Raw genomic sequence first — 14,146 nt, 5'->3', positions numbered from 1 at the left:
CATCAAACCACGGGATCGCGCTACCGGCTCCGACGTGTCGGCTCCGCGAAACTGCCCGGCGATTTCACGAAAGTAACGCGGTGTTCCCGTAGCCCCGATGCCGCGTGATCGGACCACTGATGCGCTCGGGGGTGCCATCGCGTCGTTCGCCGAGTTCAGTTTCGCGGTCGGCCGGGCGCGGATGCACGGCCGGGAGATGGTCGAGAGCACCCGCGGGATCGCGAGTTCCGTTCGGCACGTCGAAGAGAACTAGCTTTGCCGATACTTCCACGGAGTTCTCGTCTCTCCCGGTCCGCACTGCCCGTGCCTGCGATAGAAGGGCTTTCCCGGGTTCGGTAGGAAGTGAGTACAGAGGAAGCACTAATCGTTCGGCGCAGAGAACAAGATATCACCCCAATGCCAGTAGTGCAACGTCTCTACCAGAAATCAGCGAGACTGGCCCTCGACTGCTACGCCACCGGCCACAACCACTTAGTCGTGGTAGATACTGAATCCCCCTGTCATTCTCAAAGTAGAGCTCACTACAGAATATCGAAGTTACCGTCGTTTCAGACGGATGATCGTGAGATCCCAGTCTGGTCTCGATTCATCAGTATCGAGAAGTTCATACCCACAATCGCTTACGCTCACTCCATTCTGATACGCCCGCCGGACGAGTTCGTCAAGGGATTCCTCTAATTCGGCTTTCGTACTTGGAGACCACTCACTCATTGGACAGACACGTAGCCGTCGCCGCTAACTGTAACTTCGTACCCGTTGTAGAAGAAGGTCATTTGGCCTTCTATCCCCCCAGCTGTCGGTGTACTGGCGAAGATTTGATCCAGGGCATCGGGGTCAATTACTTCATAGAGCGGGGGAGTTAGTTCGAGAGGGTCAACGTCTTCTGCTTCGGCTACTTTCTCAACTACTTCATTGGTTACACTACCGTCGTTCGCTGTTGAGAGTTTTGTTTGGGACACAGACCATTATAGTCTCTCACTCTTCTTGAACCTATTGGGTGATTGATAAATTCCAAAGCGACTTAAGAGGGGCTGGAAATTAGCCAGTGTCCTCCTCGTTCGCAAACTCCTTCCCGAAGTGGTTGTACGGGTTGGCTCGTTCCTGTTTCATCATCTCCATCCGTTCAATATCGACGCCGAGTGAGTCCAGAGCTTCGAGGGTGTCTTCAATGTCCTCCGATGTGCGACCCACTACTTCCAGTGACAGGTTCTCATTATTAGTCAATAGCTCACGAATGCTAACGACACCGGAGACCTCCATGAGGTCATCCATCATCTTCTCTCGGTTCTGGAGGGGGACTGTCGCGGTGACGAGAAGGTGGTGACCTAATCCCGTTTCACTGTACTTTATAATTGGGTGATAATCGATAATGACGCCACGCTCCTCGAGTCGATTAATTCGATTAGCGACCGTACTGGACGAAACACCGACTTTCTCAGCCATGTCTTCGGTCGTGTTACCCCGGGCATCTTTCTGAAGAAGGTACAGAATGCCTTTATCCACGTTGTCGAGTTCTTTGGAAACCATCATTACACTGTAGTGTTCGAAGCGGGAAGCGATTTTCCAGAATTGTTAGCACACATCGACCGCGCCGGTTGTTGACGTGTGGTTCTAATCAATAAAGATCGTACACAGACCGGGACAAGTGAGAACCCAATTGTAATCCGCCAGAAATTCGGTGAGACATGCAGAGCGTGTAGTCCGCACGAGAAGTGGGTTTATCTCGTTACATGATCCCTGAATCAGCCGCTAGCATGTGCCTGCGCACTCGTCGAATTTCGTTGTCAGCCCGTACTCTCTGCTGTGGTCAGTTTTCTGTTTCTTTTGATGTCAGCGAGAGAGTCCGTCAACGGCTTTTCAGCCGGGGAATTTCGAAGCGACTATACACTGATGTAAAGTACCACCGAGAGCAGAGACAAACACAAAATGTCCACACAAAGAATGAGCCGGATGGACGTGCTATTCAGAATGGTTCGTGAGTTTCCTGTCCGCACCGGAATCTTTACGTTTGGTCTGCCGTTGTTTGCGCTTCTACAGTTGGTCAACGGCATCGTGTACGGCGGTTCGATTCCGCTGATCGGTCTTTTTGCGGCGGTGATGGTTGCGCATTCAGTACAACTCACATCCTATCACATGGCTTCGTATCGGCGAGAACAGCTATCGCCTCGGTGATCGAAAACAAATGGCGAGGGATCCGAAGGTGATTCTCGGATTACCCTCTCAGCCTGCCGTTCTGTTGGACGCGACCTCTCGGCGCTCCTCACGGGCCTCGTATGCGCTGTAGGCACCAAGGGCGACCGCGAGCAGTCCGACAACGATGTCATTCCAGAACGCCAAGTCGTTGGTGGTCTCGGTCACGCCTGAGCCAGTGCCTAACAAGAATGGCGCTGCAACGAGCCACAGACCCAGCAGCACAGCGACCGAAGCGGTAGCGATGCTTCCAGCCTCCCTGTTCGACCGGCGATAGTAGTTGTATGCACCGACAGCAAACAGCAGAGCGCCGACGCCTATATCGTTCCAGAACTGCGTGGCGATAATGTCAACAAAAAGAGCCTGGACAATCATCCAGAGCCCAAGCAACGCGATGGCTGCCGATATTCCCTTGCCGCTCTTGTCCGGGTTCTCATTTCGGTTGTGTCCCTGCTCGTCAGTTGAATTGGTACTCATTGTTTTCCTCTCATAAGAGAATGCTGTCTATGGGGACGAGCATGCTGCCTGCAATAGCCTGCCCTGAAGGAAGCGGAACAACGTCACCCGATTTGCCCGGTGCCTGATGAATTTATGCCAACAATTTGATTGGTCAAAGCTCCGTGCAAGATACGCACCCTACATCTTGCAGCCCGCTTCTAACACTGCTGGAAAATAATAGAAGTGTCAGCGGTCAGTACGCACAAGTAGTGAGCAGATGAACCTCCAATTTTGACGGGAAATAAACGGGGTCGTCGTACTGACTGCACGCACTGGATCTTGCATAGTGTTGTCAGCTTCTTCTTTAATCATCAGTGTTGCCTGTGATCAATACGTGGTCTTCAGCGAACAGCTGTTTCGTACTGTGTTGTGTCTGAAGATTAAAATTTCAACAGAATCTAGCAGAACCGCGCATTCAAATACCGAGCTTGAAGACGCCTTCTCTATACTCCGACTCAACGTCATCATAGTACATGTGGACGTACCGATGGAACGCTGACCGGCTGTCATCAAGTTCTCCGCCCATGGTGTCACCGCGAAGATACTGCACCTTCGGTTCCTCCATCTCAGCCTGTGTCCGAAACCACGTCGACATCCAGTGGCGTGACCAGTGTGGTGTAATTGACCGGAATTCATCTCCTGCATCGAACTCGTACTCGGGCCACCAGTGCTTCCGCCACACGTGACCAAGACTCGATTTCTTCATTTGTTTCCCCTTCTGCGTCAGGAATAACCACGGAGCATCGTTGTCTGGCCGAATCAATAACCAGTCAATAAGCACACGACGCGTCTCGTCATCCAACGGAATGACCGTAGGGCGCTCACGCTTGTTGCCCTCTCTGGCATCTTCCGGAGGGATGTACACCGCATTCGCCGCGTCGTCCAACTGGTCGTGTGTCCCCATCGATTCGTAGTGATTCAACACGTCAGGATTGCTGATGTGAATATCTTCCATCCGAATGTTCGCCAGCTCCGAGGAACGGATTCCAGTTTTGAGTTGAAAAACAGTAACAGCGCGCTCGCCAACGTGCTTGATGCTCTTGACGACTTCACTCAGTTCTTCAAGTTCAACCTTCGGGTGATCGTTCGGCCTTTCGTTTTCCAGATCTGCTTCACGCTTCTCTTTGATGCGGAGGAACGGATTGTAGCTCGTCGGATGGGGGAACCTCGGATTCTGCTGCATCCACTCGTATACGCTCTTCACGTGGTTGAGCTTCTGCCGTACCTGTGTGCCCTTCATCCTGGACAGACAGGCATCAACGAACGCCTCAATTTGACGCTCGGTCGGTAGTGTCGGGTGACGATCGTATTGGCTCATGTGCTGCTTCCAGTCCCGGAATGACACCTGGTAGTGATCTTTCGTTTCCCCTGTGATGTCTTTGTTGTCAACAAACTCGCCGTAGTAGTACTCGAACCAATCCGTATCAATCGCCTTCATCTGCGGATTGAGTTCCGCGAGTGGATCACCTTCGAGACCGAACGCCTCAGCAACTGCGTCTTCTGGATTTTGCATTAATTCTCCTCTTGTGTTTGTGGAACGTTCTTCCGGTCGAACAACCGCGTTTGCCAAATGTCATGCACCGCACCACGCAGCAACACAGCCATCACGACCGGATTGTACCGGTGCGGATAGCCGGCGTGGTACTGCATCCACCGATACCAGCGGAATAGTGGCCGGAACCGGGCGTCATGGACTGTCTTCAGTTTCTCCATCTCGTCTCTCTGTTCTGCCAGGTGCTCTTCGATGTCCTGCGGGTCGGCGAGCGCTGGGTGTACGTCGTGTTCGTCACAATAGTTCTGCCATTCACGATACGCTTTGCCGTACACGTACCGTCTCGTGTGAGTGCTCAAGTCCGCCAATTCTTGTGCATCGTACTCATTCCAGGCATCTTCAGAGGTCACTTCAGACGTGTGGTTTTCGAGGTAGTACCGTGCTGGCACATCCTCGATAGTTTTGAAGACCCCGAGGAACGCGAGTGCATCCTGTTCGACAATCGATCCCTCATGGTATCCTGAGTTGTAGTCGTAGTTCGTTTCAATCATCTTCTGTACATTCTTCCTTGTTCGTCAATCTCGATTTCGTCGCCTTCGACGTCATCCAAAATCCGCGTCACCCGTGAATTGGCCGTGTTGACAACGTGTTGTACTACCTGTCCGTATTTTGCACCGGGGCTCTCGTCGATATAATCGATAACCGCTTTTCGTTCGCTTCTATGCACTTGCCCCTCTAATTCCTCTACACGGTCGCGTGCGCGCTGAAGCTCCCGGCGGAGATCGTTCAGTCGCTGGCGAAGATCGTCGCGCGATTCGGTCGGCTCAACATCTCGGTTGAACTTTTTCTGGCCAGCGCGCACCATAGACTTGATCCAGTCGCTCTTCGACATTCCCATCTCTTCGGCCTGTTCTTCCCAGTCCTCGTATTCATCATCGGGAATGTACGTAGCAACTTGTTTACTCATCGATAAAATTGAAAAGTTACGTAGCGGGTTTGATCAGCACGGCACCGTTTAAAATAGACGGTACAACTGCGTTGACGTCGTGCGAGATACCGAGACGGCGAAGATCATCGGCAGTCAGGTAGATGGCTACACCCTGCCGTTCGCCGTTCGGGTCGGTTGCAATGTTCGCAGGCTCCCGCTTGGATTCCGTATCGACTTCTTCATCAACCTCTTTAGAGTCATCTTCGGGTGCGTGCGTGGATGTAGATGTAGTAGTTGGCGTGTCGGTGCTCATTGGTCGATACCTCCGTGGGCGCGCGGAGAGCGGTAGAGAGTCTCAGTCATATATAGTTGTTACTCGTTCTGTCGTGTATCCCATTACAACCGTCACAGCGGGCGTGACCGTCGCTTCTGGGCATTTCTCACAACCTCGTTGGTTGCACTATTACTTACAAAACAACCAACCGTATTAAAACTATGGACTAGGATTTCGAGAATACAACCACTTCACAACTACGCCAAGGAGCCAGAGACTACTCTCCTTGCTCGATCAATTCGTCTAACCACTCGATCGTCTTCCGAGCGACGAACTCAGCATCGCCATTGTCAGTGTATTCAGCCTGCTCTTGGAGTAGTTCGAGCTTCTCAAGAACAGCATCGATTTCGGATGCCGGAACCATTCCCTCAACCTGCCCCCCAGACGTCTGCTTGCCCAACACTGAGTCACGACTATCTCGCTCCTTTTTGCCGCCCACCGCGCCTGACTCAAGTAACCGCTGTTCAACAGCGTCTCGTAGTTCCGGGTCAGGGTCTTCCTCTAAATCCCCTTCTTGGAGCTTCTTCCAGTCTTCCCGATCTCGTTTTTCGATATCGTTGAAAATCTGCCTCACGTACTCATACGACACGTTAAGCGCGTCAGCTACCGTATTCTTGTCCGCAGTTGGACTAACTCTGTGTGCCGCGATAATTCTGTTTTTTTTCGATGCAGCTTCGACGATGTCTTCCGCAGACGTTGTTTGTGCATTCATGGGCGTATTCTTACTGTTTTCTTCAGGTTCGTAATTGTGAAGTCGCTCTTCCAACTCTTTCTTGAGGCCATAGTCAATTACTTCGACCCACGTTTCCCGCGGAATCCCTCCCGAATCGAGATCATTCAATAATTGGGAGACGTACTGTTGACTGGCTCCGGAAACGTATTGAACAGCCTTTCGGTCGGGTTCACGTCCGCCAGCCAACCAACTGTTCACAATGATTTCGCGTTTGTCGTACTCGCCAATCGGGCCAGTAGGTTCCGTCGACACACCTTCGACACGATCTACAACCTCACCCTTCGGGCCGAAGGCAACGATATCTTGAGTAGGTTTCAGTCCGTCAACTCCTCGGTGCTCTCCCTCTGTTGATTCGGTTATATGTTCGCGGATATCGGAGACAGATTGACGTGTCTGATTGCAGTACGGACAAACCCATTCCTGAATATCTGTGTCTGAGTCAGTGGATAGCGGGTTGGTCATCGGGATTGTGAACGCAAACACCCGGGGTATGTCGCTTGTCTTTACCCCTCCAGGTTTGCTTGTACACAACTTCAATTGCAACTCACTTAATAGTTGGTATCGTGGTTGAATTGAACTCAACTATCGTCCGCGAGCATACAGGAACCCTGTCTGGTGACCTCGTGAATCCGGTCGTAGCCGCCGTCGAACGAACGCACCAAATTCAACTCTCGCAACTTGGTTATCGCCGTTGAATACTCCCGACCATCTACATCGGAATATTCCCGGTTGATACGGCTGAAGAGAACACTATTAGTGATTGACCCATGTTTCTCGACCGTCTCCAAGACCGTTCGAGCAATGTCTTTGTTGCGTTTTTTACTCATCTACCTATCTGTGTATGCTCATGCCACGGAGTTATATAAATAAATTAGCCACGAGGTGGTAGCAAAGCCAACAGACAACCGATTAGTCACCACTGGAATACGCCTGTGCTACACAACGGTTCGCCGTCATTGATATCGTGCGGAACGAGCAGAAAACCATTGTTATTGCCGAATGCAGTCATTCACTCAGCCAAAACTGCTCACAACTCGAATGTTTCGTCGACAACGACCATCGCACACGACACCGTCGCCGAAGATGCCCACAACGCCTTCACCCGCAACGACCCGTCTGCACAGTACTTCACCTGGAGTTCTCGACGACTCCCAGCAGCGGTCGCCTCAAACATCACGGCATCGTCACTGCTCAAGTGCCTTTCTTCGACTGGGGCAATCACGGACATCACCTCTTTGATATCGTTCCAAACCATTCGGTAGTCACTCGACTCAGCTACGATAACGGCGCGCCGGCCATCTACACCTTGGATCTCTCGTATCTCACTTTCGGCGAGCGCGACGCGATCAATAGTTCCTAGTTTTCGTGCTGCCTTCACCAGTTGCGGCTTTGAACTATCAATATTTTTGAGATGGCGACGCAATTTCAACGTACTTCCATCGGAGTACCGCTTTGTCATCGACTCTCACCTTGATGAAAATCACCAGATGCACCGTAAAACAGCTCAGGTCTCCACTGCTTCAAATCATCCACGAGTTGCTTGTACGTCATCACATGTTGTACCGGAGGATGGTTCAGCCATTCAATTTCAGGCTCGGATCCCTCCAAACGCGTATTATAGGTATCTCGGTGGTTCCGTACTGCCAACGTTTCCGGAATTGGACGGCTCAACCCCGTGTACCCTCGTAGCGTCAGTTCATCCAGCGCCTTGACAAGCACAGCTCTAGTCGGAAACACCCACCAGGAATCACCACGCAAGTACGCTAGCTTCTGTGCGTCCGACTCTATGCCGGAAACATCAGCTGTCCCAGTTTCTATTTCGAACGAATGACGTACATACTTGTCTATGTCTTCACCACCCACCATCTGAAATCCTCCCTTATTCCAGACAACGAAGTCCAACTCTGCACCATCGATTGTCGGGAATGACTCTATCTCAAGGAAGTCGTTATCGCCCCACTGCTCTTTTGCCCACCAGCGCGTCAGGTGGTGACCGAGTTTGTGTACGACGTGCTCTCCAGGATCACCGATATTCTTCCCAGAAAAATCGATGTCGACGAGATCTCGACCGGAAGACGTCAAGTCCCAGAACCTGCGCCGAATAATTCGTTCACGACTCTCGCCATCGATATACGGTTTCTGAATCAATTCGAGGTCTTGGAGCTTGTCGAGATCGGGATCGAAACGATTAACGACCCATCGGTGGCCCTCAGTCAAGTAATGGTCGCGTGTCTCGCGTTCGCCGGTCAAGTTTTTCAGATGTACTCCGCCTTGCACTTCGAGGTGCGCTAGACATTCGATGAACAGCAAGTCTGCTTCGCTCACTTCGAATTTCTCTCGGTAGTGCTTCTGCAAGTAGTTGACTTTGGCTGCGCGCCCGACTCGCCGTCGTCGTCGATCAGCACCTCGCTTGACGTCCGGATACGCTTCGTACAACTGATGGTGTCGGTCGTGCTCGCTGTGCTTTCGCTGACGGGGATCGCTTGTAGGGTGGCTAGACATACTTACACTATTTATTGGCTGTAATTAAGTGTTGTTACAGCTATATAAATAGGCGTTCGTCCAATTCATCTGATGGGTCTCGGCGAGCGCAAAAACCCCGGATTTGTTACAGCTATGTATTGCGTTACAGCTATACTCTCGATGGCTGAGCGCAGAACGTTCCGTTGTTACAGCTTCCGCAAATAGAGTAGAAAAACAATGAAAACAGACACCATGTAAAAAGAAATATAAAAATCTGACTCAGATCCGACGCGCTCAAAAACCGGTGGTGCCAGCAAAAGCGACCCCGACTCCTGACGGCATGGAAGAACTCGCCAGGACACTTAGAAATACGCACCACTACCCTATAAAAGGAACAACGCCCGACCGACCGGCTAGTACTCACGAATGCCCCAGTTCATCAAGACGCTCATACAACCGCTCATCGACTCTCCACCCATCCTCAGTCTGAAGGATCAGGTTCCGATGATTCAGTGCACACAGTAGCGCGTGCGAGACATCGATATCGACCCACTGCCACGTCCGCTTCGGCGCTGGAATCGCAGTAAGCTCGCTCCCATGACTGTGAATCCACACCGCATCCGACCGCGACAAACTCGGAGTTGACGACATTACCGACTACCCCCATTCACACGCAACTCGTCCTTCTCTGGATTGTACAGATCCCCCTGCTTCAGCATGTTGTGAATCACATGCCCAATCGTCGCTTCATCGTAATCGTGCTCTTCGACGATCTCCTCAATGACTTCCTCTTCCGGAGCCCCGGAATCCCGAGCTCCGAGTTCCTTCGTCTTCTCAACAATCAATTCACGTTGATACTCTCGATCCGAACTCCCCGACCGGCCAGCATACCGATCAGCATCGAACTTACCGGAATCAGGGTCAATCCCGAGCTCTTTGTAGCTCTCCATAAACATCTCAATCACCGCAGCGGCATCCTCAACAGACACGACATCCGACAAACGCATCCGAGCACGTGCCTCAGAGAACCGACGAAGTGCACCAAGCGCACGAGCACTCACTGCAACCGTATCATCATCTGAGAGATCGCGAATCGTGAGGTAGAAGTCCTTAATTCTCTCATACGCGTCTTCTGACAGATCTGGTCGATACTCCCGACGAGCATACGCGATGTACTTCTGCATCGTCTCAACCGCAAGCATCCCATCATCTCCTACAATCGACCCATCAGCAACCACCGCACCTTCACTCTGAGAGTCCACACAACACCCCTCCAGCATACTGTCGGCAATCGCTGCATCAGCCTCAGCATCAGGAATATCCTGGAACGTGATCACCATATCAGCACGATCCAACAAGGAATCTTCCAGACCGAACTGATCAATGAGCGCCTCATAAGGATCAAACCTACTGTACACTGGATTCGCAATCATCAGCGCCGACGGTCTCGTTCTCAACGTCGTGCTAATACCAGCCTTGTCGATAGACACTTCACGGTCGGCCAGTGCCTCGTTCAACGACGCTTGCACCTCTTCACCCATTTTGTCCAACTCGTCGATAGTAATGAACCCCTTATCCGCGAGTACCAACGCACCTGCTTCCAGCGTCCATTCAGTAGACCCAGCAATCTCTTTTCTCACAGCCGCAACAGTCATACCCGCCTCACTCGCACCCTTTCCAACAGACTTCACAGACCGTGGTGCGACGCGACGGCCCTGCGCAGCGAGCTTCGACTTCCCAGACCCGGGATCACCAACCCACGCCTGATGAATCTCCCCGGACTTGATCTCCCGATTCGGTTCATCCTTGAAGCGCGTGACACCACCAAACAACTGGTACAGTAATGCCTTCTTCGGCAACTCATATCCATAAATATCGGGCGCGAGCGTCTTCGTGAGAACCTCCAGCAAGTCATCACGCTCCGACAACTCCTCGAACTCCTGAATCTCCTCGTCCGTCAACTCCATCGACTCGAAATCATGGTCTTCGGATTCAATCGACTGTGCTTCCATTGACGAATCAATCAGCACTGCATTGTCGTCTTCCAGTTCCTTTTTCAAATTGCCCGTCACTTCGACACGATCACCAGGCACCGCTGAATCAGTCAGATCAGTACCTTCGATTTTCACCGTCATTTCCCGAGGATTACTCGTATCTGTTGCCTCACCGGGCTCTTCCTGAACGTGTAATTCCTGGTAGTCAACGTATTTCTCGGTGTCCGTCATCCGCCTCCAAGGGCCTTTCTTTTCACATTTTTCGCACTCATACGGTGATTGGACTTTGTCACCGCGTACGGGCACACGGTGTGTAGTTCCGCACCGTTGACATTCGAATATGGCTTGCTTTGTTTTGGTTTTCGGAGAAGACAGTTGACGAACGACACCGCGAATCTTCACGATCTCACCGAGACGGTCAGTACGCGGTTCACCGATATCCATCAGAACACTGTCTGGAACGTTCACCAGCGTAACGTCAATATCATCGCTGTTGTCTGGGGTACCTTCCCAGTCATCTGGCCAATCAACTTCATCGATGTCCCAGTCATCGTCGCTCTCAAATTCTTCGCAATTCTCGACGTAGCATCTCACTGCTTCCTTCCACCACATCTCCCATCCGCCGCTGCCGGGATTGTGCTTCATGAAGTGCCAAAGCGCCGCGTCGTAATGCTCAACATCACCACAATCAACACTGAACTTGTTCGTGTCTCCACGCGCAATCGCTTCCATATCGGACTCTTGGCAGTTCTGAATGTACTCGATGATTCGTTCCGTCTTGTCCATCACTTTATCGAACGGAGTCGCCATCAGATGTTACCCTCTTCGACAACAACACTCTGTGCTTTGACTTCACGGAACCGGCTCTCACTCATCTTGAGGTTGCGCTCGCTGGCACGGTCTTGCAATGCGTCGAGAACCGACTCTGGTGTCTCATCGTGAGAGCGTGCAATCTCGTCGACAAGTGGATGGCTAGAGAACACGTTCATGTCTCCGTCCTGCATGTCGTCGAGAAGTTCATTCAGGTCTTCTTCCCAGGAGTTCGATTCTTCTTTCAGCTTTTCAAGGTTCTCTGCGACAACGTCGCGCTGTGCTTCCAGCTCAGCAATCTTCTCTTCGATGGTCAGTTTCTGTTCGTTCCGGGCTTCGATACGCTGGTCAAGGTCGTCGAGGCGCCGACGAAGGCCGGTTTCATTGTCCATCGATGCGAGGTCTACATATTGACGTCCAGCTGTGTTCAGCGCGTCAACGATGGGTTCATCGAGGTTTCGGAGGGCCTCGTGGAGATCGTCGTCAAGGTTTACGTTATAGTTACCCATCGATGACACCTCCAGTGAGGGTTTCGGCGAGGGGTTGTGGTTGCGATACGGTCGTGTGCGTTGTGTAGGCTTGGGCGTTCATTGTTGGAGGGTTAAAGAGATTAGTCCTGGACGGGAACGAATTTCAGGACGCGTTCGCCGTCTTCGTTGGTTGTCTGTTCGATCATGTATCCGTCTTCTCCGCAGCGGTAGTCGGCAGGGACTGTGATCTGGCCCTGTGTGGAGAGGGGTCGGAAGATTCGTTTGTTAGCCATGTTGTCTTTCGCAGTTGGTTGTACAACGCCCAGATAAATAAATCTTTAGCCCCTTTAATGGTCTGGGTGTACTCAATCATATCGACGTACAACAACAACAACAATACACACAACCCTAACTCTGATGCGACCTCCCCTGAGGCCTGATCACCAAGGACTCGACGAACTCCGAAGGATTCGACAGGGCGATGGGCGGTGTCCGTCATCGTTCCTCTCTCTATTCTTCTCTTTCTCTTAGAGCGTATACTGTATCGAACAGTTTGTACATTGTACAAAATTTTGTACAAATTGCCCCGATTTCCGCTCTACTCCGAGAAAGCCGCCGATAGAAGTCCTATACCGTTTGTACAACACGATATTTCACGCATATAGCTTGTACCTTGTACAGAATTTTGTACAAGGTACGAAGTTCCATTCACTCCCGCAGACACATCGATCCCTCCATCGCCTCCCGGGTTTGTACAAACAGTAGAGGCCCTCCTCTGTCCGATAGTAGCTGGGAGATGGAAAACCGGTCTATTTTGTACAAATCGTTATATATTGTACAAGCAGAAAATGATCACACTCGCACCCTGAAATTCGACCCATCGAGAGGATTGGTGTTGGTACAAACGAGTTAGAGTCTATCGCGGTTACTGAGCGTAGGGAGAGGCGATATGGGTTCCTTTTGTACAGAATTTTGTACAATGTACAAATGGTAAGGTGGTTGGGCGTGTACTCATCAGGGTTTTTAAGAAGGTAGAACGCGAAGAAATACATGTGCGAACAGATAGGCTTGGGCGCACACCCTCATAGGGGCTTTCTCCCACTTTTCAACTTCTTTGAGCGCTGCCTGCTGCTGTGTCGACACTGGATCGGCACTCCCCTTGTTGTGAGTGGGGTCTTCCCGGAGTTTTATAAGTGACTGGTGGGGAATACAACTGTATGCCGTGGAAACAACAAACATTGGATGGCGAAATACTGAACTATAACCCAACACCGTCTTGTGCGTCGAGTCTGTCGAGGGTTGACCCGCCCGTGTGTCTGTTCCGGGTGATTTTCAACGCAGTGAGTGGTGGGATCACGTCGGAGAAGATTTGGCTTCAGGACTGTGAACGGGATGGTTTGTCGTTGCAGGAGCGTGCGCATATCGCAGCGAATCACCAGTCACCGTACGATGTCGCACAGGTTCGGAAAGTCGAGATGATCGAGGAGACGGAGCGGTCGATTGACGGCTCGGACGAATGGCGCGTTTCTGAATAGTTTTCCTGTCTGTTTTCGGCTTCTTTTTGATTCGAAACACCCGTAGTTGTGCAAGTGTTGTTATATTTTGGGTGCTCGTCCAACCATTTAAGTGGGTGTGAATTGTATGAATATGTACAAACAGTCGGGCGGTTCCGGTTTGTTCGACACCTGATAAATTATGTCTAAACAAGCAACACTAAGCAGCGATCAGTTCGATTCCAAGGTTACTCCACTCGATAGTATCGAGCACAGCTTCAAAACGGTTGACGGAGACGCTTACCGTTACAAGACGGTGATCGAGCTTGATGAGGAAGCTAACAGCAAGGTGGCGGCGTGGTATTTGAAAATACAGGGGACATACGGTGGGGATCCCGATGTTGATCGGACGACAGAGCTTCTCGATCATTTGAATGCTGATGGTGACGAGGTTTTGTCGGTGGTATTGGATCATACTGATTTGCGGACGACGAAAGTTGGTTCGGGTCTTGGGTGGGTGTTGGTCGATACGGATGGAGATATTATTGGGTTTGATCTCGTGGAGGCCTATCCAAATGCGCCGTCGGTGAAGATCGCGCATGAGGAGCTTGTTGAAGATCTCCGTGCTTTGAATCCTGAATAGTTTTTGCGAGCTTGATGAGCCTCATCTATACATATGAGATCTCGATACGCCATCCGTACTTCATTGCTATCGCACTGGATTTTCGAGGGGCGTTTCTC

Annotated in this window: 17 protein-coding genes; 4 read left to right on the top strand and 13 right to left on the bottom strand. The window is 51.3% G+C overall.

Annotated features, from left to right (window positions below; genetic code table 11):
* Positions 1-97 precede the first annotated feature (97 nt).
* Positions 98-253 carry a hypothetical protein gene (locus EOW68_RS18965; RefSeq protein WP_431359024.1) on the top strand — a complete coding sequence of 52 codons (156 nt, stop codon included), beginning with the start codon at positions 98-100 and terminating at the stop codon, positions 251-253.
* Positions 254-707: 454 nt separating this feature from the next.
* Here the strand turns inward: EOW68_RS18965 and ddfA are convergent, their stop codons facing one another.
* Both ddfA and EOW68_RS16795 read right to left on the bottom strand, forming a co-directional pair.
* The gene (gene ddfA, locus EOW68_RS16800) at positions 708-959 is read right to left on the bottom strand and encodes a DdfA family disk-determining factor (protein WP_128226323.1); all 252 of its coding nucleotides are present in this window, start codon (positions 957-959) and stop codon (positions 708-710) included.
* Between the two features lie 79 nt (positions 960-1,038).
* Positions 1,039-1,530, bottom strand: a complete 492-nt coding sequence (locus EOW68_RS16795; RefSeq protein ID WP_431359019.1) for an Lrp/AsnC family transcriptional regulator — start codon at positions 1,528-1,530, stop codon at positions 1,039-1,041.
* A gap of 411 nt (positions 1,531-1,941) precedes the next feature.
* On the opposite strand from EOW68_RS16795, the gene EOW68_RS16790 reads away from it, so the two are divergent.
* The gene (locus EOW68_RS16790; RefSeq protein ID WP_128226321.1) at positions 1,942-2,172 is read left to right on the top strand and encodes a hypothetical protein; all 231 of its coding nucleotides are present in this window, start codon (positions 1,942-1,944) and stop codon (positions 2,170-2,172) included.
* A 48-nt stretch (positions 2,173-2,220) separates the two neighbouring features.
* Here the strand turns inward: EOW68_RS16790 and EOW68_RS16785 are convergent, their stop codons facing one another.
* From EOW68_RS16785 to EOW68_RS18960, 11 genes are all read right to left on the bottom strand, one after another.
* Positions 2,221-2,667, bottom strand: a complete 447-nt coding sequence (locus EOW68_RS16785) for an SPW repeat protein (RefSeq protein WP_128226320.1) — start codon at positions 2,665-2,667, stop codon at positions 2,221-2,223.
* A 436-nt stretch (positions 2,668-3,103) separates the two neighbouring features.
* Positions 3,104-4,201: a tyrosine-type recombinase/integrase gene (locus EOW68_RS16780; protein ID WP_128226319.1), complete on the bottom strand. Its 1,098-nt coding sequence runs from the start codon at positions 4,199-4,201 to the stop codon at positions 3,104-3,106.
* Positions 4,201-4,731, bottom strand: a complete 531-nt coding sequence (locus EOW68_RS16775; RefSeq protein ID WP_128226318.1) for a hypothetical protein — start codon at positions 4,729-4,731, stop codon at positions 4,201-4,203. Before EOW68_RS16775 ends, EOW68_RS16780 begins: the two co-directional genes overlap by 1 nt.
* A complete protein-coding gene (locus EOW68_RS16770; protein ID WP_128226317.1) occupies positions 4,728-5,147 on the bottom strand; it encodes a hypothetical protein in 420 nt (139 codons plus the stop codon). Before EOW68_RS16770 ends, EOW68_RS16775 begins: the two co-directional genes overlap by 4 nt.
* A gap of 16 nt (positions 5,148-5,163) precedes the next feature.
* Positions 5,164-5,421 carry a hypothetical protein gene (locus EOW68_RS16765; RefSeq protein WP_128226316.1) on the bottom strand — a complete coding sequence of 86 codons (258 nt, stop codon included), beginning with the start codon at positions 5,419-5,421 and terminating at the stop codon, positions 5,164-5,166.
* A gap of 238 nt (positions 5,422-5,659) precedes the next feature.
* Positions 5,660-6,637 (bottom strand): hypothetical protein, encoded by a 978-nt coding sequence (locus EOW68_RS16760; RefSeq protein WP_128226315.1) that lies wholly within the window; start codon positions 6,635-6,637, stop codon positions 5,660-5,662.
* Between the two features lie 565 nt (positions 6,638-7,202).
* The gene (locus EOW68_RS16755; protein WP_128226314.1) at positions 7,203-7,634 is read right to left on the bottom strand and encodes a hypothetical protein; all 432 of its coding nucleotides are present in this window, start codon (positions 7,632-7,634) and stop codon (positions 7,203-7,205) included.
* Positions 7,631-8,500, bottom strand: a complete 870-nt coding sequence (locus EOW68_RS16750; RefSeq protein WP_128226313.1) for a hypothetical protein — start codon at positions 8,498-8,500, stop codon at positions 7,631-7,633. Before EOW68_RS16750 ends, EOW68_RS16755 begins: the two co-directional genes overlap by 4 nt.
* A gap of 788 nt (positions 8,501-9,288) precedes the next feature.
* The gene (locus EOW68_RS16745; RefSeq protein WP_128226312.1) at positions 9,289-11,442 is read right to left on the bottom strand and encodes an AAA family ATPase; all 2,154 of its coding nucleotides are present in this window, start codon (positions 11,440-11,442) and stop codon (positions 9,289-9,291) included.
* Positions 11,442-11,951, bottom strand: coding sequence for a hypothetical protein (locus EOW68_RS16740; RefSeq protein WP_128226311.1), 510 nt, complete (start codon positions 11,949-11,951; stop codon positions 11,442-11,444). Before EOW68_RS16740 ends, EOW68_RS16745 begins: the two co-directional genes overlap by 1 nt.
* 101 nt (positions 11,952-12,052) lie before the next feature.
* A complete protein-coding gene (locus EOW68_RS18960; protein ID WP_431359018.1) occupies positions 12,053-12,205 on the bottom strand; it encodes a hypothetical protein in 153 nt (50 codons plus the stop codon).
* Positions 12,206-13,252: 1,047 nt separating this feature from the next.
* Here EOW68_RS18960 and EOW68_RS18955 point away from each other — a divergent pair.
* Both EOW68_RS18955 and EOW68_RS16735 read left to right on the top strand, forming a co-directional pair.
* Positions 13,253-13,447 carry a hypothetical protein gene (locus EOW68_RS18955; protein WP_431359017.1) on the top strand — a complete coding sequence of 65 codons (195 nt, stop codon included), beginning with the start codon at positions 13,253-13,255 and terminating at the stop codon, positions 13,445-13,447.
* A 160-nt stretch (positions 13,448-13,607) separates the two neighbouring features.
* Entirely contained in the window at positions 13,608-14,048 is a 441-nt protein-coding gene (locus EOW68_RS16735; protein WP_128226310.1) for a hypothetical protein, read from the top strand.
* Positions 14,049-14,146 lie beyond the last annotated feature (98 nt).

It is taken from the genome of Halovenus amylolytica, from assembly GCA_004015825.1.
GTDB lineage: Archaea > Halobacteriota > Halobacteria > Halobacteriales > Haloarculaceae > Halovenus > Halovenus amylolytica.
Note: the sequence above shows the minus strand (reverse complement) of the source record. Positions and strands in the feature narration are given on the sequence as shown.

Excerpts from the sequence above, each read along its gene's own strand:
- EOW68_RS16775 (WP_128226318.1), bottom strand. The coding sequence starts at position 4,731 with ATGATTGAAACGAACTACGACTACAACTCAGGATACCATGAGGGATCG.
- EOW68_RS16785 (WP_128226320.1), bottom strand. The coding sequence starts at position 2,667 with ATGAGTACCAATTCAACTGACGAGCAGGGACACAACCGAAATGAGAAC.
- EOW68_RS18965 (WP_431359024.1), top strand. The coding sequence starts at position 98 with ATGCCGCGTGATCGGACCACTGATGCGCTCGGGGGTGCCATCGCGTCG.
- EOW68_RS16780 (WP_128226319.1), bottom strand. The coding sequence starts at position 4,201 with ATGCAAAATCCAGAAGACGCAGTTGCTGAGGCGTTCGGTCTCGAAGGT.
- EOW68_RS18960 (WP_431359018.1), bottom strand. The coding sequence starts at position 12,205 with ATGGCTAACAAACGAATCTTCCGACCCCTCTCCACACAGGGCCAGATC.
- EOW68_RS16765 (WP_128226316.1), bottom strand. The coding sequence starts at position 5,421 with ATGAGCACCGACACGCCAACTACTACATCTACATCCACGCACGCACCC.
- EOW68_RS16795 (WP_431359019.1), bottom strand. The coding sequence starts at position 1,530 with ATGATGGTTTCCAAAGAACTCGACAACGTGGATAAAGGCATTCTGTAC.
- EOW68_RS16745 (WP_128226312.1), bottom strand. The coding sequence starts at position 11,442 with ATGGCGACTCCGTTCGATAAAGTGATGGACAAGACGGAACGAATCATC.
- EOW68_RS16755 (WP_128226314.1), bottom strand. The coding sequence starts at position 7,634 with ATGACAAAGCGGTACTCCGATGGAAGTACGTTGAAATTGCGTCGCCAT.
- EOW68_RS16740 (WP_128226311.1), bottom strand. The coding sequence starts at position 11,951 with ATGGGTAACTATAACGTAAACCTTGACGACGATCTCCACGAGGCCCTC.
- EOW68_RS16735 (WP_128226310.1), top strand. The coding sequence starts at position 13,608 with ATGTCTAAACAAGCAACACTAAGCAGCGATCAGTTCGATTCCAAGGTT.
- EOW68_RS16790 (WP_128226321.1), top strand. The coding sequence starts at position 1,942 with ATGAGCCGGATGGACGTGCTATTCAGAATGGTTCGTGAGTTTCCTGTC.
- EOW68_RS16770 (WP_128226317.1), bottom strand. The coding sequence starts at position 5,147 with ATGAGTAAACAAGTTGCTACGTACATTCCCGATGATGAATACGAGGAC.
- EOW68_RS16760 (WP_128226315.1), bottom strand. The coding sequence starts at position 6,637 with ATGACCAACCCGCTATCCACTGACTCAGACACAGATATTCAGGAATGG.